Below are 18,929 nucleotides of genomic sequence, written 5' to 3'. Positions count from 1 at the left end.
GCCCTTCGGGCCTCGTCCTCAAACGCCGGACGGGCTGGAGTCACCGGCCCTTGGGGCCTCGTTCTCAAGCGCCGGACGGGCTGGAGTCACTGGCCTTTCGGGCCTCGTCCTCACATGCCGGACGGGCTGGAATCGCTGGCCTTTCGGGCCTCGTCCTTACATGCCGGACGGGCTGGAATCGCTGGCCCTTCCCGGTCTCGTCCTTACGTGCCGGACGGGCTGGAGTCACCGGCCTTCCCGGCCTCGCCGCTCGCGTTGGATTCGTAGAGGCTTCGGTAGGACGGGAAGGTGCCGCCCGGGGTTTCCACCGGCTCTGCCGCCAGGAGGGCCCTGACGATCGCTCGCGTCACCACGTCCGCGCCCGCCGCCAGGATCTCGTTCGGCGCCAAGGGGTTCGCGGCGTCGAGCCGGTGCTCGCCGGTGGCCAGGGCGAACACCGTGTCCCCGTCGTTCAGCAGGTGCACCGGGCGCACGGCCCGCGCCATGCCGTCGTGCGAGGTGCCCGCGAGCTTCTGCGCCTGGGCCTTGGTGAGCTCGGCATCCGTGGCGACGACGGCGAGCGTGGTGTTCAACGGCGGCCGACCGTTGCGCGCCGCGGCCTCGGCCAGGCGCCGCCGGGCCGCCTCGTGGACCCCGGCCGCGGGCAGCTCGACCGGCGCCCCCTCGAAGAACCGCCCGTACAACGCCCCCGTCGCCGGATCCACTGCCGACCCCGCCGCGTTCGCCACCACCAGGGCGGCCACCGTGACGCCCGAGCCGAGGACCGTGCTCGCCGTGCCGACGCCGCCCTTGAGCAGGCCCACCACCGCGCCGGTGCCCGCGCCCACATTGCCCTCGGCCACCGCGTGACCGCTCGGGCGCGCCGCCGCGTCCTCCACCGCCGCCCGGCCGAGCGCCGCGTCGGGCCGCGCCCGGAACGCGCCGCCCCGCCCCAGGTCGAACACGCACGCCGCGGGCACCACCGGCACCACGTGCGAACTCTCGGGCCCCACCCGCACCCCGCGCTCCTGCTCCTCCAGCCAGGCCATCACCCCGGTCGCGGCGTCGAGGCCGTACGCGCTGCCGCCCGTCAGGACGACCGCCTCCACCCGCTGGACCAGGTTCCGCGGGTCGAGCGCGTCCGTTTCCCGGGTGCCCGGGCCGCCGCCGCGCACGTCCACGGCCGCCACGGCTCCGCCCTCCGGCGCGAGCACGACGGTCGTCCCGCTGAGCCAGCCGCCGCCCACCCGGCCCGCGTGCCCGACCCGCAGCCCCGCGACGTCGGTCAGCGCCCCGGCCGACCCGTCCCGCGTCCCTGCCTCAGGTGCGTCAGATGTCGTCATGCGGCATGCGTACCACGGGCTTCGCCGGAGGGGCAGGGCGCCCGGGACGGGCGGGAGCCCGCCTGCGGCGGCTTTCAGACGGCCTGTTCGGACCGCACCATCCGGGTCGTCAGCGTCACCCCGACCGCCACCGCGAGCGCCGCCACGACCCCCGCGGCGAGCACCGCCCAGCGGCCCGCGAACGTGCACGCCAGGACCGCGACCGCCGTGACCGGCAGCACCAGTTGCTGCGCGAGCCCCACCTTGAAGTGGCGCGAGTGCAACAGCCACACCGCGAACAGATACACCGCCGCCGGGACCGTCACCGCCGCCGACGCCGCCGTCTCCGAGATGTGCGCCTTGCCGACCGCCTGCTCCACCGCCACCTCGATCCCCGCGCCGATCGCCGCGGCCGAACCGAAGATCACGTAGTGGCCGTAGCCCCAGAGGAACGCCTGCTGGTTGGAGCGGAGGTGGCCGTGGATCGGCACCACGAAGTAGATCCACCACGCGGAGAAGATCAACAGGAGTCCGCCGACGGCGATGGGCAGCAGCTCGCCGAGCGCGTCGTTCTCGTCGATGCCCGACTTCACCGCGATCGTCGCCGCGGAGATCGTCTCGCCGAGCATGATGATCGTGAACAGGCCGTACCGCTCGGCGATGTGGTGCGGGTGCCACGGCGTCGTCCGCGCCCGTTCCGCGATCGTCGGCACGGCCATCTCGGCGATCGCCATCACCAGGAACGTCCACGACCGGGCGCCCTCCGGCAGGACGAGGAGGCCCAGCCAGCCCACCTGGCACAGCGCGACCCCGCCCGCGTAGCGCAGTGCCGTGCGGCGCTCGTCGCCCGTCGTCGAGGCCGCCGCCCGCAGCCACTGGGCGATCAGCGCGAGCCGCATGATCAGGTAGCCGAGCCAGAGGGCCAGGAACTGATGGTCCTCGAAGGCCTTCGAGACCCCGGCCGCGAGCACCAGGACACCGGCGATCTGGAGGAGCGTCACGACGCGGTACAGCGAGTCGTCGTTGTCGTACGCCGAGGCGAACCAGGTGAAGTTCATCCAGGCCCACCACACGGCGAAGAACACCATCGCGTAGTTGAGGACCCCGTCGCCCGGGTGTCCCTCGGCCACGGCGTGCACCAGCTGCACCCCGGCCTGGGCGACCGCGACCACGAAGCACAGGTCGAAGAAGAGCTCCAGCGGTGTCGCCGCGCGGTGGGCCTCCTCCCGCCCGCGGGCGACCATCGGGCGCAGCGGCGGGGGAGGGGAGGCGGGAGCCGGGCTCGCGGCGGAAGGAGTGGACATCATGGGGCAAGAACAGCAGAGCCGGGCGGCCCGGAGGACCGGGGCGAGCCGTGTCGGGGCGGGAGCACCCGGGTGGGCGGCGACCCTCCGCCAGGCGCCGGGCCAGGTTCGTCACGCGCTGGGCCGCGGCCGCTACGCCCCGGGCCGCGGCGGTCACCCGCCGGGCCGCGGCCGCTATGGGCCGGGCCGTGGCCGCCACGGCTCGGGCAGGGTCCGTCACGTGCCGGGCCGGGGCCACCGTGGACCGCGCCGGGTTCGTCACGCCTCGGGGCGCGGCCCGCGCAAGCCGGGTGAGGGCCACCGCGGGGCCGGAGCGGCGGGGGCGGACGTACGCTGGAGGCATGAGCACCGCCCCCGCCCCCGAGTCGCGCGACCCCGAGGACGCCACGCCCCGGCAGGCCCCCAAGAAGCCGGCCAGCGCCCTGATCTTCGACGATCCGCTGTCGCAGCAGTCCGCGGACGACTCGGACCGCGGCTGGGGCGAGCGGCCGAGCGCGGGCGGCGACAGCGCCGCCGACCTCGCCCGCTTCCTGGACGAGAAGCCGCCCCACCACATCTGAGCCCGCGCCGCCGCCCGCGCGGCGCGGACCCGTGGCCCCGCTAGCGCGCGTCGCCGCCGCTCTGCCCCGTCCCGCCGGGGCTCGCGCCGCGCTGGGCGACCAGGGCGTCGCGGATCTCCTTGAGCACCTCCAGCTCCGTCACTTCGATGACCTCCTGCGTGCCTTCCTTGGCCGCCTGGCGCGCGGTCTGCTTGGCCAGGTACTTCGACATCGGCAGGACCATGAGGAAGTAGACGACGGCCGCCGTGATCAGGAAGCTGAGGGTGGCGCTGAGCACCGAGCCCCACATGATCGGGATGCCGCTCACGGCTTCGCCGTTCTTCACCACGCACGGGTCCTTGAGACACGAGCTGTAGTGGTCGAGGTCCTTCGTCCCGAAGGCGCCCACCAGCGGGTTGATGACGCCCTTCACCACGGAGTTCACGACGCTCGTGAACGCGGCGCCGATGACGACCGCGACCGCCAGGTCGACGACGTTGCCGCGGGTCAGGAAGGCCTTGAAGCCCTGCCAGACGCTCGGTTCCTTCTTCTCGCTCACCACTAGGCCTTTCGTTGCAAATGCGGGTTGTGCGGCAAACCGCTTCGCAACCTACGGCAGCGCCCGGCAGCCCTGTCCACTTCCGTAACGCGAACGAGCGACTTGACAGGGCATCAGCCGTCTGCCTGGGCCTGCGGTTCATCGCAGCGTCACCGCGAGGCGTGCCGTGGCACTCGCTCCCGCGAGCCGCGCCGCCGTCGCTCCCGGCACGGAGAGGACGACCAGCGCCCCGGCCCCGGCCGTCCCATCGGCGGTCTCGGGCACCTCGGTCACCCGGGCGTTGGCCGCGATCACGCGGGGTGCGGTGCCGCGGCCCGTCGCCGGGTCCTCCGCCGCGACCACGTCCACGCGGTCGCCGGGGCGCAGCAGGCGTGCCGTCGCCGCGTCCGCGATCCGGACCGGGGCGGTCACCGGCCGGGCCGCCCGCCGCACCGGCTCCCGGCCCCGGTCCGTCCCCTTGGCGGCCACGGACGCGGCGGAGTCCCCGGGCCGCCCGCTCCCGGCGTCCCGCGGGCCCGCCGCCGCGAGTGCGGCCGCGGTCATCGCGAGCCCCACGGCCACGGCCCGCCTGCGGTGCCGGGCGAGCCGCCGCAGCCGCTGGCGCCCGCCGCGCACGTGGACCGGGGAGAAGTGGGGCACCTGGCAGGGCGGTGGCGGGGCGCCCCCGCCTCCACCGCCGCCGGGCGCGGACCCGGGCCGCGACCCGGCCCCGGTCCGCGCCTCGGGCCCGGCTCCGGGGCGCGCCCCGGCCCCGTACGCCACGGTCCGGGCACCGGACCAGGTGCCGGTGCGCGTACCGATGTGTGAAGCGTCCTGCGTCATGACGACCACCGCCCGCCGTGAGGATGTCGGACCGATGAGCTCGGATTCCGATCCCACGATGCGCGCCCGCCGCCGACTCCGCTGAGCCCGGTGCGCTACCGCCCGGTTGTGGACAACTCCCTCACCCGAAGGGCACGTTCCGCCTAGGGCCGCGCCAGGCCGCCCACGGCTGCGCCAGGCCGCCCACGGCCGCGCAAGTCCGCCCACGGCTGCACAAGTTCGCCCACGACTGCCCGAGGCCGCGCCAGGCCGCCCACAGCCGCCCAAGGCCGCCCAGCGCTACGGCAGCCGGAACCCCGGATCCATCCCGCCCAGCGCCCCCACGCACAGACAGTCCCGCTCCCCGTCGGTCGGCAGCCCCGCCACCGCGTCGAAGAGCACCGTCCGCAGCCGGTCCACGTTCGCGGAGAACACCCGCAGGACCTCGTCGTGGGAGACGCCCGTGCCCGACTCCGCGCCCGCGTCCAGGTCGGTGACCAGCGTCAGCGACGTGTAGCAGAGCTCCAGCTCCCGGGCGAGCGCCGCCTCGGGGTGGCCGGTCATGCCCACCACGGACCAGCCCTGCGCCGCGTACCAGCGCGACTCCGAGCGGGTCGAGAACCGCGGGCCTTCGATCACCACGAGCGTCCCGCCGTCCACCGGCTCCCAGTCCCGGCCGCGCGCGGCCTTGAGCGCGGCGGCCCGCCCGGCCGGGCAGTACGGGTCGGCCAGCGACACGTGCACCACGTTCGGCACGCTGCCGTCGGGCAGCGGGAGGCCGTCGAAGTACGACTGCGGGCGCCCCGACGTGCGGTCCACGAACTGGTCGGGCACGAGCAGCGTCCCCGGCCCGTACTCGGGGCGGAGCCCGCCCACCGCGCACGGGCCGAGCACCTGTCGCACGCCCAGGGAGCGCAGGGCCCACAGGTTGGCGCGGTAGTTGATGCGGTGCGGCGGCAGATGGTGGCCGCGGCCGTGGCGGGGCAGGAAGGCCACCCGGCGTCCCGCTATGTCGCCGAGGAAGAGGGAGTCGCTCGGGGCGCCGTAGGGGGTGTCGACGTGCACTTCGGTCACGTCGTCGAGAAAGGAGTAGAGGCCCGATCCGCCGATGACGCCGACATCGGCCTGCTGCGCGTTCGCCGTGTTCACCATGGCTCGCACAGTAGCCGTCGGGGGAAACGGCCGGGAGTACGCCGAAGGCCCCGCCGTCCCGGGGACGGCGGGGCCTTTCGGAGAGCGGAGAACCGGCGCGCTACGCGGCCGAGGAGCTCGACGAGGTGGTGCTCGACGCCTTGGAGTCCGAGGACGACGAGGAGGAGGACGAAGACGAAGCAGCCGACTTCGAAGAAGACGAAGAAGACGCAGATGACGGCGTCGACGAAGACGCGGGCGAGCTGCTCGACGACGAGCCGCGGCTGTCGTTGCGGTAGAAGCCGGAGCCCTTGAAGACGATGCCGACCGCCGAGAACACCTTCTTGAGGCGTCCGTCGCAGTTCGGGCACACGGTCAGGGCGTCGTCCGTGAACTTCTGCACCGCCTCGAGGCCCTCGCCGCACTCGGTGCACTGGTACTGGTACGTCGGCACTTGCTTCCTCCTGGCACTCTCACTCGATGAGTGCTAACGACGGTCCATAGTGACGTATTCCGCGGGTTCAGTCCACCGCCACCGGTACGCGGTGACCCACGCCACGTGCGACGGTCCGGCCCGTGCTCGGGGGAGTGAGCCGCGAACGCAGGGACAGGAGCACGGCCAGGGCGAGCGCGGTGCCGCCGAGCGGGACCAGGAACCCGGCGCCGTCCCAGAGGCGGTCCTCCAGCTGTCCGGCGACCGTGACGGCGGCGGCCTGCCCCAGCGCGACGGCGCCCGTGAGCAGGGTGAAGGCCTCCGTACGGGCGGTCGGCGCGACCAGGCTGTCGACCAGCGTGTAGCCGGTGATCAGGGCGGGCGCGATGCAGACGCCGACGAGCAGGCCGAGCCCGGCCAGCAGCAGCACGGACTGCGCGGCCCACAGCCCCGAGGCCATCAGGGTCAGCGCCGCGTACCCGACGACGAGGCGCCGCTGCGGGGAGACCTTCCAGGCGAGGGCGCCGCAGACGATCCCGGAGAGCATGTTGCCCGCGGCGAAGGTGCCGTACAGGACGCCGTTCAGACCGGGACGGTCGATGGACTCCGTGAAGGCGGCGAGGGAGACCTGCATGCCGCCGAAGACGGTGCCGATGCCGAGGAACGTCACGATCAGCACGCGCACACCGGGCACCCGGAGCGCCGAATCGTGCTTCACGCGTGCGTGGGCGTCGCCCGCGGCGGCCGGCTGCGGCTGGGTGCTCTTCTGGGCGGCGAACAGCAGGCCGCCCACCAGGGTCAGACCGGCCTCCGTGAGGAGCCCGGCGGCCGGGTCGACGCCCGTGCACAGCGCGGTCGCCACCAGCGGGCCGAGCACGAAGGTCAGCTCGTCCGTGACGGACTCGAAGGCGGCCGCCGTCTGGGCGAGCGGGGAGCCCTGGAGCCGCACGCCCCAGCGGGCCCGCACCATGGGGCCGATCTGCGGCGTCGAGGCGCCCGTGGGCACCGCGGCGACGAAGAGGGCCCACAGGGGGGCGCCGGACAGCGCGAGCACGGTGAGGGTGACGCCGGACGCCGTGTGCACGAGCACGCCGGGCAGGAGCACGGCCCACTGCCCGAACCGGTCGGCGAGCTTGCCGCTGAAGGGGGCGAACAGCGCCATGGAGACGCCGGTGACGGCCGAGACCGCGCCGGCGGCGCCGTACGAGCCGGTGGTGTGCTGCACGAGCAGCACGATGGAGATGGTGAGCATCGCGAACGGCTGCCGCGCGGCGAAGCCGGGGAGCAGGAACGTCCAGGCGCGGGGGGTGCGCAGCAACTGCCCGTAGCCCGGGCGGGGGTCAGTGACCGTGGACGCCACGGCCCATGCCTTTCTGCTGCCTGGTAGCGCGCCCGTGCGGGGGCGCCGAGAGCTGTCCTCTAGCGCAGAACTGCGGTAGATACCGGGCAGCCCACTGCGAGGGCGCCGCGGCCGCCATACGGTCGCGCCAGCTCTGCGTCAGACAGAGTTGGTTCGATCAGTGTCGGTGCGTGGATCCCGGTACGCGCACCGCCGACGCTTGTGCAGCGCGCTGAGCGGGACGTGCCGAGTGCGCCTTCATCGTACAGGTACATCACAAATGAGGCCTGTGATGTACGAGAAGTGAGACCGGTGACACCTGGGAATCCCCGGCCGCGCCTGGCAGGCCTGGGAATCCGCCCGCGGCGCCCCGCACGCCCGGGAGCCCCCCGGCCGCGCCCGGCCGCACCCCGCGGCGGCACGGCTACCGCTGCGCGCCCCGCACCCCCAGCCAGCCCGCGAGCTTGCCGCCCTGGGCCACCGCGCGCAGCCGCTTCTCGGCCGCGTCGCGGGCCGGTTCGGTCGCCACCACCAGGAGCTCGTCGCCGTGCCGGAGGACCGTGGTGGGCAGCGGCACGAACGAGGTCTCGTCCCGTACGACGAGGGTCACGGCCGAGCCCGCGGGCAGCCGCAGTTCGTTGACCTCGACGCCGTGCAGCCGTGAGCCCTCCGGTACGGGTACGGAGAGCAGATGGCCGCGCAGCCGCTCCAGGGGGGCCGATTCGATGCCGAGGTCGGAGGCCGTCGTGCCCTTGCCGAGGTCGAGCAGCTTGGCGAGCCCCGGCAGGGTGGGCCCCTGGATCAGCGTGTAGACGACGACCAGGACGAAGACGATGTTGAAGATGCGCTCGCTGTTCTCGACCCCGTTCACCATGGGGATCGTGGCGAGGATGATGGGCACGGCGCCGCGCAGGCCCGCCCAGGACATCAGGGCCTTCTCCTGCCAGGCCATCTTGAAGGGCAGCAGGCTCACGACGACCGAGACGGGTCGCGCGACGATCGTCAGGACCAGGCCGATGAGCACGGCGGGCCAGATGTCGTCGAGCAGCGTGTGCGGCGTGACGAGCAGGCCGAGCAGGACGAACATGCCGATCTGCGCGATCCAGCCGAGCCCCTCGGCGAAGCCCCGGGTGGCGGGCCAGTGCGGCAGCTTGGCGTTGCCGAGGACCATCGCGGCGAGGTACACCGCGAGGAAGCCGCTGCCGTGGGCCATGGCCCCGGCCGCGTAGGAGGTCACGGCGATGGCCATCACCGCGATCGGGTAGAGGCCGGAGGCGGGCAGTGCCACGTGCCGCAGGCCGTAGGCGCCGATGCAGCCCACCGCGAGGCCGATGGCGGCGCCGATGGCGAGCTCCAGGGCGATCTCGCCGATGAGGACGTACCAGTGGTCCACGGGACCGGCGGCCGAGAAGGCCACGACGAGGATCACCACGGGGGCGTCGTTGAAGCCGGACTCCGCCTCCAGGACGCCGGTGACCCGGGAGGGGAGGGGGACCCGGCGCAGGACGGAGAAGACCGCGGCCGCGTCCGTCGAGGAGACCACCGCGCCGATGATGAGCGCCTGCCGCCATTCGAGCCCGACCAGGTAGTGCGCGCCCGCAGCGGTCACGCCGACGCTCACCGCGACGCCCGCGAGCGCCAGGGACGCGGCCGCGGGAAGGGCCGGTTTGATCTCGCCCCACTTGGTGCCGAGGCCGCCCTCGGCCAGGATCACGACGAGTGCCGCGTAGCCGATCACCTGGGTCAGCTGGGCGTTGTTGAACGTGACGTTGCCTATGCCGTCCTGGCCCATGGCGACGCCGATGCCGAGGTACAGCAGCAGGCTGGGCAGTCCGCTGCGCGAGGAGATGCGCACGGCGACCACCGCGACGAGCAGGACGAGCGACGAGACGAGCAGGAGCTGGTTGAGGTCGTGGACAGACAGGGGCGTTCCTTCCGTCGTGCGAGCCGTGATGCTTCGTTACTTTACCTAAGTTTTAACGCTTCCTTGACGTGGGCCCCTGTACTTCTTCCACATTGAGCGAACTTCCGTTCGATGTCTCTTTCCGACTCCGCGTCCGGGGCCGTCTCGCCCTGCGCCTATGGTTGCTCCAGCACTCCAGGACCCGCCCATGCCCCGAACTGCCGCTCGCGAAGGACAGCAAGGACAGCGATGCCCTCCAACACCACCGCCCCTTCCGGCGCCAAACCCGGGAAGAAGAAGGGGCGCCGCGCCCGACTGATCGTGATCCTCCTGGTCCTGGCCGTCGTCGGCGGCATCGGCTTCGGCGCGTACTGGAGCATCAGCACCGTCCGCGCCTCCTTCCCACAGACCAAGGGCACCATCGACCTGAAGGGCCTGAAGGGCCCGGTCGACGTCAAGCGCGACGGCAACGGCATCCCGCAGATCTACGCCGACTCCGCCGAGGACCTGTTCATGGCCCAGGGCTTCGTGCAGGCGCAGGACCGCTTCTGGGAGATGGACGTCCGCCGCCATATGACCTCCGGGCGGCTCTCCGAGATGTTCGGCAAGAGCCAGGTCAAGACCGATGAATTCCTGCGCACCCTCGGCTGGCACCGGGTGGCGAAGAAGGAGTACGACTCCAAGCTCTCGCCCGAGACGAAGAAGTACCTCCAGGCGTACGCCAAGGGGGTCAACGCCTACCTCGACGGCAAGGGGGGCAAGGAGATCTCGCTCGAGTACGCGGCGCTCGAGTTCGAGAACGACTACAAGCCCCAGAAGTGGACGCCGGTCGACTCGGTGGCCTGGCTCAAGGCCATGGCCTGGGACCTGCGCGGCAACATGCAGGACGAGATCGACCGCTCCCTGATGACGAGCCGCCTCGGCCCGTCCCAGATCAAGGACCTGTACCCGGACTACCCGTACGACCGGAACAAGCCGATCGTCCAGGAGGGCGCGTACGACCCGGTCGCCGGGAAGTTCAGCAGCGACGCCACGGACGACTCCCAGACGCAGTCCGGCACCGGCGGCACGGGCACCGGTACGGGTACGGGCACCGGTGGTACCGGCACCGGCACCGGCACGGGCACGGGTACTGGCGCCGGGGGCACCGGCACCGGCACGGCGGGCACCGGTGTCGCGGGCGGGACCCCGCCCCCCAACGGCCTCCAGTCGCAGCTCTCCGGCCTCTCCGACGTGCTCGACGAGGTCCCGGACGCGGGCCTCGGCTCGAACGGCAACGGCATCGGCTCCAACTCGTGGGTCGTCTCCGGCGCGCACACCATCACCGGCAAGCCCCTGCTGGCCAACGACCCGCACCTGGCGCCGCAGCTGCCGTCCGTCTGGTACCAGATGGGCCTGCACTGCCGCTCTGTCTCGGCGAAGTGCCAGTACGACGTCAGCGGCTACACGTTCTCCGGGATGCCCGGTGTGGTCATCGGCCACAACCAGGACATCGCCTGGGGCATGACGAACCTGGGCGCCGACGTGACGGACCTCTATCTGGAGAAGTTCAGCAGCGACGGCTACCAGTACGACGGCAAAACGGTGCCCTTCAAGTCGCGCGAGGAAAAGATCAAGGTCGCGGGCGGCAAGACCAAGACGATCACTGTTCGTGAGACCAGCAATGGCCCACTGATCTCCGACCGTGACGAGGAACTTCGCAAGGTCGGCCGGAAGGCCCCGGTCGACGCGGTGGCTCCCGACCGCGGCGATGGCTACGGCATCTCCCTGCGCTGGACCGCACTGACGCCCGGCAAGTCCATGGACGCCGTCTTCGAGCTGAACCGGGCCAAGGACTTCCAGGAGTTCCGCAAGGCAGCCAGCTCCTTCGAAGTGCCCTCGCAGAACCTGATCTACGCCGATACCAAGGGTCACATTGGCTATCAGGCGCCGGGCAGGATCCCTAAGCGTGGCGGAGGCAGCGACGGTTCGCTCCCGGCACCGGGCTGGGACTCCAAGTACCGCTGGAAGGGCTACATCAAACAGGATGAACTCCCTTGGGAGTACAACCCCAAGCGCGGCTACATCGTCACCGCCAACCAGGCCGTGGTCAGCGACAAGTACCCGTACAAGCTCACGACGGACTGGGGCTACGGCGCGCGCAGCCAGCGCATCGAGGACCTGATCAAGGCCAAGACCAAGAACGGCGGCAAGATCTCCACGGAGGACATGCGGCTGATGCAGACCGACAACAGCAGCGAGATCGCACGCCTGCTCGTGCCCAAGCTGCTCAAGGTCGACATCGGCGACAAGCACGTCCGTGAGGCGCAGAAGCTCCTGGAGGGCTGGGACTACACCCAGGACGCCGACTCGGCGGCGGCCGCGTACTTCAACGCCGTCTGGCGCTCGATCCTGCAGCTGTCCATCGGCAACAAGCTGCCCAAGGAGCTGCGCGTCAAGGGCCAGTGCCTGTGGGTGGAGCGCACCAGCGACACCCAGCCCGCCGACGAGGACAAGAAGGTCCGCGAGTGCGGCGAGCGCGACGCGGACTCGGCGCAGCCCGACGGCGGCGACCGCTACTTCGAGGTCATCCGCAAGATCCTCAACGACGAGGGCAACGACTGGTGGAAGACCCCGGGCAACCGCACCGACAAGGAGACGAAGAACCGCGACCAGCTGTTCGCCCGTGCTCTCGCGGACGCCCGCTGGGACCTGACGGCCAAGCTCGGCAAGGACATCGACACCTGGAGCTGGGGCCGTCTGCACCGGCTCACGCTGAAGAACCAGACGCTCGGCACGGACGGCCCCGGCTGGATCCAGTGGGTGCTCAACCGCGGCCCCTGGAAGCTCGGCGGCGGCGAGGCCACGGTCAACGCCACCGGCTGGAACGCGGCGGGCGGCTACGACGTCATCTGGGTGCCGTCGATGCGGATGGTGGTGAACCTGAAGGACTTCGACAAGTCCAAGTGGATCAACCTCACCGGCGCCTCGGGCCACGCCTACAGCGACCACTACACCGACCAGACCAGCAAGTGGGTCAAGGGCGAGCTGCTGCCGTGGTCCTACTCCAAGAAGGGCGTCGACGACAGCACGAGCGACACCCTGGTGCTCAAGCCCTGAGCCGGAGCTGAGGCCCGCACGGGCAGGTGCTGCGAAAGGGCCCTCCACGCACGCGTGGAGGGCCCTTTCGCATGCGGGCCTCTTCGGGGGCCTCAGTCGAAACGCCGTACCCCTGAAGGCGTCACGACGGCGCGCACCGGGCGGTCGTGCGCCTCTCCGGGGACGTGCGCGACGACTTCGGCGTCGTACAGGAGCACGACGAGCGCCGGATCGACGCCCGCCCGCTCCAGGCGCGCCAGGACCCGGTCGTACGAGCCGCCGCCGCGCCCCAGGCGCGTGCCGCGCCCGTCCACCGCGAGTCCCGGGAGCAGCACGGCGTCGGCCTCCAGGACGGCGTCCGGCCCGAGTCGCGGGCCGGAGGGCTCCAACAGCGCCATCTTGCCGGGGTGTTGGACGCGGGCGAGCGAACCCGGTCCGGTGTACGCCGCCCAGTCCAGGTCGTTGTCCGGGAGCAGCACCGGCAGCAGGACGCGGGTCCCGCGCGCGTGGAGGGTGTCGAGGAGCGCGCGGGTGCCCGGTTCGCCGCCCACGGAGACGTACGCGGCGACCGTGCGGGCCGTGGCGAGTTCGGGCAGATCCAGCGCGCGCCCGGCCAGTTCGGCCGCCGCCTTGTGTGCGTCATCTGGCGGCAACCCCCTTCTTGCCGCGAGGATCTCCGCACGCAATGTGCGCTTGATTCCCTTGCCGGAGTCGGGGTGATCCATGGCGAAGTCACACATCCTTCCTATTGTGCTCGAATATGGGCCAATAATCCGAAGCCGCAGATTCTCCGCATAGGCACCGGATATGGTGACGGGCATGACTGAGTCTCACCCCAAGATCACCAAGGCTGTCATCCCCGCAGCTGGTCTTGGCACGCGCTTCCTGCCCGCCACCAAGGCCACGCCCAAGGAAATGCTGCCGGTCGTCGACAAGCCGGCGATCCAGTACGTGGTGGAGGAGGCGGTCGCCGCGGGCCTGGACGACGTCCTCATGATCACGGGCCGCAACAAGCGCCCCCTGGAGGACCACTTCGACCGCAACTACGAGCTGGAGTCCGCCCTGGAGAAGAAGGGCGACGAATCCCGGCTCGCGAAGGTCCAGGAGTCCAGCGACCTGGCCACCATGCACTACGTCCGCCAGGGCGACCCCAGGGGCCTCGGTCACGCCGTCCTGTGCGCCGCCCCGCACGTGGGCCGCGAGCCCTTCGCGGTGCTCCTGGGCGACGACCTGATCGACCCGCGCGACCCGCTGCTCGCCCGCATGGTCGAGATCCAGGACCGGTGCGGCGGCAGCGTCATCGCGCTCATGGAGGTCGCGCCCGAGCAGATCCACCTCTACGGCTGCGCGGCGGTCGAGGCCACCGACGAGGACGACGTCGTGAAGGTCACCGACCTGGTCGAGAAGCCGGACGTGGCGGACGCCCCCTCGAACTACGCGATCATCGGCCGGTACGTCCTGGACCCGCACATCTTCGACATACTGCGCAAGACCGAGCCGGGCCGCGGCGGCGAGATCCAGCTGACCGACGCCCTCCAGCAGCTCGCCGCCGACGAGAAGGTCGGCGGTCCCGTGCACGGCGTGGTCTTCAAGGGCCGCCGCTATGACACCGGCGACCGCGGCGACTATCTGCGTGCCATTGTCAGACTCGCGTGCGAACGTGAAGACCTGGGCCCCGACTTCAAGGCCTGGCTCCGCAGTTACGTCACCGAGGAGATGTAGCACTTGAGCAGCAGCGGCACGACGACGCACGACGGCACCGGGGTGCCCCGCGGGCAGGACACCGGCCAGGAGCACGTGTGGTCGGTGGACGAGCACCTGGAGGACATCCTGGCGGCCGTCCGCCCGCTGGAGCCCATCGAGCTCCAGCTCCTCGACGCCCAGGGCTGCGTCCTGGTCGAGGACGTCACGGTGCCCGTGTCGCTGCCGCCGTTCGACAACAGCTCCATGGACGGGTACGCGGTCCGCGCCGCCGACGTGGCGGGCGCGGGCGCGGAGTTCCCCGCCGTCCTGACCGTCGTCGGCGACGTCGCCGCGGGGCAGGGCGAGCCGCCCACCGTCGGCCCCGGGCAGGCCGCCCGCATCATGACCGGTGCCCCGCTGCCGCCCGGCGCCGAGGCGGTCGTGCCCGTGGAGTGGACCGACGGCGGGCTCGGCGAGGGCCCGGTCTCCGGGATGCGGGCCCACAGCGCGGCCCCCGAGGGCGCCTTTGGAGAGGTCCGGGTGTACCGCCCGGCGAAGCCCGGCGCCCACGTCCGCCCGCGAGGCAGCGACGTGCGGGCGGGCGACCGCGCCCTGACCGCGGGCACGGTCCTCGGCGCCGCGCAGATCGCCCTGCTCGCCGCGATCGGCCGGGGCACGGTCACGGTGCGCCCGCGCCCGCGCGTGGTCGTCCTGTCCACCGGAAGCGAACTGGTCCAGCCCGGTGAGGAACTGGCCGACGGTCAGATCTACGACTCCAACAGCTTCTCCCTCACCGCCGCCGCCCGCGAGGCCGGGGCGATCGCCTACCGGGTGGGCGCCGTCGCCGACGACGCGGAGACCCTGCGCTCCACCATCGAGGACCAGCTCATCCGCGCCGACCTCGTGGTCACCACCGGCGGCGTCAGCGTCGGCGCGTACGACGTCGTCAAGGAGGCCCTCTCCGCGATCGGCGACCCGGACGACGAGAAGGGCCTCGGGGCGGGCGGCGGCGTGGAGTTCCGCAAGCTCGCCATGCAGCCCGGCAAGCCGCAGGGCTTCGGCTCGATCGGCCCCGACCACACCCCGCTGCTCGCCCTGCCGGGCAACCCCGTGTCGTCGTACGTCTCCTTCGAGGTCTTCGTGCGGCCCGCCGTGCGCACCCTGATGGGCCTGCCCGACGTGCACAGGACCACCGTCCGGGCACGGCTGGGCGCCGCCGAGGCGCTCGCGTCGCCGCCCGGGAAGCGCCAGTTCCTGCGCGGCCGCCACGACGCGGACGCGGGCACGGTGACGCCCGTCGGCGGCAGCGGGTCGCACCTCGTCGCCGCCCTCGCGCAGGCGGACGCGCTGATCGTCGTCCCCGAGGACACGACGTCGGTCGAGCCGGGCACCGAGGTCGACGTGGTGCTCCTCGGCTGACGCCCGCCCCGGGCGGGGACGAGGGGCGCCGGGCTCGGGTGGGGCGACCGCGCGCGACGGACGGGCGGTACGGTGTCGCGCACAGCAGGCCGCGCGCCCGCGCGGGGTCCGGACCAGGAGCGCCACAGCACATGAGCACCCAGCAGGGACTGACGCACATCGACGAAGCGGGTGCCGCCCGCATGGTCGACGTATCGGAGAAGGACGTGACCGCGCGCACCGCGCGGGCGAGCGGGCGCGTCCTGGTCGCGCCACGCGTGATCGAGCTGCTGCGCGGCGAGGGCGTCCCGAAGGGCGACGCCCTGGCGACCGCCCGGATCGCGGGCATCATGGGCGCCAAGCGCACGCCCGACCTGATCCCGCTCTGCCACCCGCTGGCCGTCTCCGGGGTGAAGCTCGACCTGTCCGTCGCCGACGACGCCGTGGAGATCACCGCCACCGTGAAGACGACGGACCGCACGGGCGTGGAGATGGAGGCCCTCACGGCGGTGAGCGTCGCCGCGCTCACGGTCGTCGACATGGTGAAGGCCGTCGACAAGGGGGCCGTCATCACGGACGTACGGGTGGAGGAGAAGACGGGCGGCAAGTCCGGCACCTGGAGCCGCGAGGGGGAGGGCGCGTGAGCGCCTCCACCGGCGCCGCCCCGGGCTCCCCGGCCCCGTACCGCGCACTCGTCGTCACCGCGTCCAACCGCGCCGCCGCCGGTGTCTACGCGGACACGGGCGGACCGATCCTCGCCGAGGGGCTCGCCGCGCTCGGCTTCGCCGTCGACGGCCCCCGGGTGGTGCCCGACGGCGACCCCGTGGCGCGGGCCCTGCGCGCCGGGGTCGAGGCCGGGTACGACGTCATCCTCACCACCGGCGGCACCGGCGTCTCGCCCACCGACCGCACGCCCGAGGCGACCCGCGGCGTCCTCGACCACGAGGTGCCGGGCATCCCGGAGGCGATCCGGGCGTACGGCCGCGAGAAGGTGCCCACGGCCGCGCTCTCCCGGGGCCTGGCCGGGGTCGCGGGCCGCACCCTGATCGTGAACCTGCCCGGCTCCAGCGGCGGGGTGCGCGACGGCCTCGCGGTCCTGGGGCCGCTGCTGCGGCACGCCGTCGACCAGCTGCGCGGCGGCGACCATCCGAGAACCGACGGGGGTGCGAGCTGAACGCCCCCAGCTGGCCCGCCGAGCTGACGGACGGTGATGTCACCCTCCGCCCCATAAAGCTGCGTGACCAGCGCGCCTGGCGCGAGGTCAACCGGCGCAACCGCGACTGGCTGCGCCCCTGGGAGGCCACGATTCCGCCGCCCACGCCCGGCGGCCCGGTCGCGCACCGGCCCACGTACCGCCAGATGGTCCGGCACCTGCGGGCGGAGGCCGGCGCGGGCCGGATGCTGCCGTTCGTCATCGAGTACCAGGGGCGGCTCGTCGGGCAGTTGACGGTCGCCGGGATCACCTGGGGCTCGATGTGCTCCGGGCACGTCGGGTACTGGGTGGACGAGTCCGTCGCGGGGCGCGGGGTGATGCCGACCGCCGTGGCGCTCGTGGTCGACCACTGCTTCCGGACGGTCGGGCTGCACCGCGTCGAGGTCTGCATTCGGCCGGAGAACGCGCCGAGCCGCCGGGTCGTGGAGAAACTCGGATTCCGTGAGGAGGGGCTTCGTCCACGATATCTTCACATCGACGGGGCCTGGCGCGACCACCTCGTGTTCGCGCTCACCGCGGAGGAGGTCCCGGAGGGCCTGCTGCACCGCTGGCACCGGGCCCGGCCACGGCACACCGCGTAGCGGAGCGTGTGCGCGGCGCAGGCGCAACGCCTCGTCCGGAGCGGTCGAGGAGGGTGCTCACCTGGGTGCTTCGGCGCGCGGACGGGGCGAGTTGGCGCTCCGCGGTGGCCGCGGGGCGCGGATGCTGCCTCTCTCATAAATGAAATACCTGTTCGAAATTGCTCGGTGAGTGACCGTTAAATTCCTTGCGGGCGCGGCCTGTTGATCGCATCAGTCGCAAAAAAAGTTTGAGATATCAGCCAGATCGTGCGACACACCGGCCCAATTGGCGGATGGCCTCGACAAAACCCCTCTACCGTGTGAGGCGTGAGCAGCAGCGGCCTCTTCTACGCAGTCATCGTCGGGGCCTGGGCCGCCTACTTGGTGCCGATGTGGCTCCGTAGGCAGGACGAGCTCAATGAAGCCCGTCCGACGGAACGCTTCAGCACCGCCATCCGGCTGCTGTCCGGACGGGCGGGCATGGAGCGCCGATACGCCAAGGACCTGCGCGCGCGTACGTCCGACTCGTCCGAGGAGGAGTCGCGCGCCGAACCGGACGCCGCCACCGACTCGGTGGACGTCCGGGCCTTCGCCATGCTCCCGGACGAGGACGTGGCGACCGAGCCCCGCGGCCGGGCGACGGGGCGGCAACGGCCCCGGTCCCAGGCGGGCGTGGACACGGAGCCGCACGGCCGGCAGCCGTCCGCGCCGGACGCCGCGGACCGGCGCAGGGGCCCCGACCGGCAGGCCCCCGACCGGCAGCAGGCCCACCGCGGGAACCCCCGCGGCGCGGCGGCCGACCGGCAGGCCGCCCGCGGTGCCGCCGAGGCCGCGGCCCGGGCCCGGCGCTCCAAGGTCCTCGCGCGCCGCCGCCGCACCACCGTGATGCTGTTCCTCGCCTTCACGCTCGCCGCGGTCGTCGCCGCGGTCGGCGGCGTGGGGCTCCTGTGGGTGCCCGGCGTGCCCGCGGCGCTGCTGAGCGCGTACATCGTCTATCTGCGCCGCCAGGAGCGGCGGCGCTTCACGTACACGATGGACCGGCGCCGGGCCGAGGCCGCCGCACGGCAGCTGCGCGAGCGGCAGCCGCGCAGGCCCGAGCGCGGTGCCGAGCCCGTCGCCGAGGAGCCCGTCCCGGAGGCCGACCCCGGTCTGTCCGCGCTCGCCGCCGACCGGCGCGCGCTCGTCGAGCAGACCGACCACGCCGAGTGGGTCGACCAGCAGCGCGAGCGGCGGCACGGCCCCGCCCGCGGCGACAGCTGGGACCCGGTCCCGGTGCCCCTTCCGACGTACGTGACGGCCCCGGTCGCCCCGCGCGCCACCGGCAGCGTCGACCTGGGCGCGCCCGACACCTGGAGCTCGGCCCGGTCGAGCACGGCGGAACCGGCCGCGGACGGCACGGCGGACCGCGCCGGGCGGGACGGGGCCGAGCGCGCCGAGCAGGAGCACCCGGAGCGGGAGGAGCGCGCCGAGGCCGCCGGGGACGACGCCCGCAGCGACGCCCGCAGGGCCGCGTCCGCCCGCCGCTCCCGCGAGCGCGGCCGCACCCCGCTGTTCGACCAGTACGACGACGGCGCCTCCGCCGACGGCCGCCCGCGCGCCGCGAACGAGTGACCGGCGGCACACCCCGGGACCCCGTCGCGCCGTCGCGGGGTCCCGCTCGCTGACCAGCGGGGAACGGATTTCCAAG

17 protein-coding genes are annotated in these 18,929 nt (G+C 72.8%); 8 read left to right on the top strand and 9 right to left on the bottom strand.

The genetic code is table 11. The features are described from left to right. Window positions 1-203 precede the first annotated feature (203 nt). Window positions 204-1,322, bottom strand: a complete 1,119-nt coding sequence (locus C9F11_RS17690; protein ID WP_138960213.1) for a P1 family peptidase — start codon at window positions 1,320-1,322, stop codon at window positions 204-206. Between the two features lie 74 nt (window positions 1,323-1,396). Beyond that, complete coding sequence (locus C9F11_RS17685; protein ID WP_138960212.1) at window positions 1,397-2,608, bottom strand: low temperature requirement protein A; 1,212 nt, start codon at window positions 2,606-2,608, stop codon at window positions 1,397-1,399. 338 nt (window positions 2,609-2,946) lie between these two features. Between C9F11_RS17685 and C9F11_RS17680 the strand changes: the two genes are divergently transcribed. Then, window positions 2,947-3,165 carry a hypothetical protein gene (locus C9F11_RS17680; RefSeq protein ID WP_138960211.1) on the top strand — a complete coding sequence of 73 codons (219 nt, stop codon included), beginning with the start codon at window positions 2,947-2,949 and terminating at the stop codon, window positions 3,163-3,165. A gap of 40 nt (window positions 3,166-3,205) precedes the next feature. Here the strand turns inward: C9F11_RS17680 and mscL are convergent, their stop codons facing one another. The 6 genes from mscL to C9F11_RS17650 form a co-directional block, all read right to left on the bottom strand. After that, on the bottom strand, window positions 3,206-3,703 hold the full coding sequence (mscL, locus tag C9F11_RS17675) for a large conductance mechanosensitive channel protein MscL (RefSeq protein ID WP_138960210.1): 498 nt from the start codon (window positions 3,701-3,703) through the stop codon (window positions 3,206-3,208). Between the two features lie 138 nt (window positions 3,704-3,841). Beyond that, the gene (locus C9F11_RS17670) at window positions 3,842-4,525 is read right to left on the bottom strand and encodes an RcpC/CpaB family pilus assembly protein (protein ID WP_138960209.1); all 684 of its coding nucleotides are present in this window, start codon (window positions 4,523-4,525) and stop codon (window positions 3,842-3,844) included. 279 nt (window positions 4,526-4,804) lie between these two features. After that, window positions 4,805-5,656 carry an S-methyl-5'-thioadenosine phosphorylase gene (locus C9F11_RS17665; protein WP_138960208.1) on the bottom strand — a complete coding sequence of 284 codons (852 nt, stop codon included), beginning with the start codon at window positions 5,654-5,656 and terminating at the stop codon, window positions 4,805-4,807. Window positions 5,657-5,756: 100 nt separating this feature from the next. After that, a complete protein-coding gene (locus C9F11_RS17660) occupies window positions 5,757-6,089 on the bottom strand; it encodes an FmdB family zinc ribbon protein (RefSeq protein ID WP_138960207.1) in 333 nt (110 codons plus the stop codon). A 67-nt stretch (window positions 6,090-6,156) separates the two neighbouring features. Next, window positions 6,157-7,428 carry an MFS transporter gene (locus C9F11_RS17655; protein WP_138960206.1) on the bottom strand — a complete coding sequence of 424 codons (1,272 nt, stop codon included), beginning with the start codon at window positions 7,426-7,428 and terminating at the stop codon, window positions 6,157-6,159. Between the two features lie 403 nt (window positions 7,429-7,831). After that, the gene (locus tag C9F11_RS17650) at window positions 7,832-9,361 is read right to left on the bottom strand and encodes a potassium/proton antiporter (protein ID WP_138960205.1); all 1,530 of its coding nucleotides are present in this window, start codon (window positions 9,359-9,361) and stop codon (window positions 7,832-7,834) included. Between the two features lie 198 nt (window positions 9,362-9,559). Between C9F11_RS17650 and C9F11_RS17645 the strand changes: the two genes are divergently transcribed. Continuing rightward, on the top strand, window positions 9,560-12,409 hold the full coding sequence (locus C9F11_RS17645; protein WP_138960204.1) for a penicillin acylase family protein: 2,850 nt from the start codon (window positions 9,560-9,562) through the stop codon (window positions 12,407-12,409). A 92-nt stretch (window positions 12,410-12,501) separates the two neighbouring features. Here the strand turns inward: C9F11_RS17645 and C9F11_RS17640 are convergent, their stop codons facing one another. Next, on the bottom strand, window positions 12,502-13,113 hold the full coding sequence (locus C9F11_RS17640; RefSeq protein WP_138960203.1) for a 5-formyltetrahydrofolate cyclo-ligase: 612 nt from the start codon (window positions 13,111-13,113) through the stop codon (window positions 12,502-12,504). Window positions 13,114-13,207: 94 nt separating this feature from the next. Here C9F11_RS17640 and galU point away from each other — a divergent pair, with 94 nt between their 5' ends. From galU to glpR, 6 genes are all read left to right on the top strand, one after another. Beyond that, window positions 13,208-14,110 carry a UTP--glucose-1-phosphate uridylyltransferase GalU gene (gene galU / locus C9F11_RS17635; protein ID WP_138960202.1) on the top strand — a complete coding sequence of 301 codons (903 nt, stop codon included), beginning with the start codon at window positions 13,208-13,210 and terminating at the stop codon, window positions 14,108-14,110. 42 nt (window positions 14,111-14,152) lie between these two features. Then, a complete protein-coding gene (gene glp, locus C9F11_RS17630) occupies window positions 14,153-15,490 on the top strand; it encodes a gephyrin-like molybdotransferase Glp (protein ID WP_138966616.1) in 1,338 nt (445 codons plus the stop codon). A gap of 131 nt (window positions 15,491-15,621) precedes the next feature. After that, a complete protein-coding gene (gene moaC, locus C9F11_RS17625; RefSeq protein WP_138960201.1) occupies window positions 15,622-16,113 on the top strand; it encodes a cyclic pyranopterin monophosphate synthase MoaC in 492 nt (163 codons plus the stop codon). Further along, entirely contained in the window at window positions 16,110-16,643 is a 534-nt protein-coding gene (locus C9F11_RS17620; protein WP_138960200.1) for a MogA/MoaB family molybdenum cofactor biosynthesis protein, read from the top strand. Before moaC ends, C9F11_RS17620 begins: the two co-directional genes overlap by 4 nt. Then, window positions 16,640-17,263, top strand: coding sequence for a GNAT family protein (locus tag C9F11_RS17615; protein ID WP_138960199.1), 624 nt, complete (start codon window positions 16,640-16,642; stop codon window positions 17,261-17,263). Before C9F11_RS17620 ends, C9F11_RS17615 begins: the two co-directional genes overlap by 4 nt. A 306-nt stretch (window positions 17,264-17,569) precedes the next feature. Next, the gene (gene glpR / locus C9F11_RS17610) at window positions 17,570-18,853 is read left to right on the top strand and encodes a gephyrin-like molybdotransferase receptor GlpR (RefSeq protein WP_138960198.1); all 1,284 of its coding nucleotides are present in this window, start codon (window positions 17,570-17,572) and stop codon (window positions 18,851-18,853) included. Window positions 18,854-18,929: the final 76 nt, after the last annotated feature.

This window comes from Streptomyces sp. YIM 121038 (genome assembly GCF_006088715.1).
Classification (GTDB): domain Bacteria; phylum Actinomycetota; class Actinomycetes; order Streptomycetales; family Streptomycetaceae; genus Streptomyces.
This window is presented reverse-complemented; position numbering and strand designations above follow the sequence as displayed.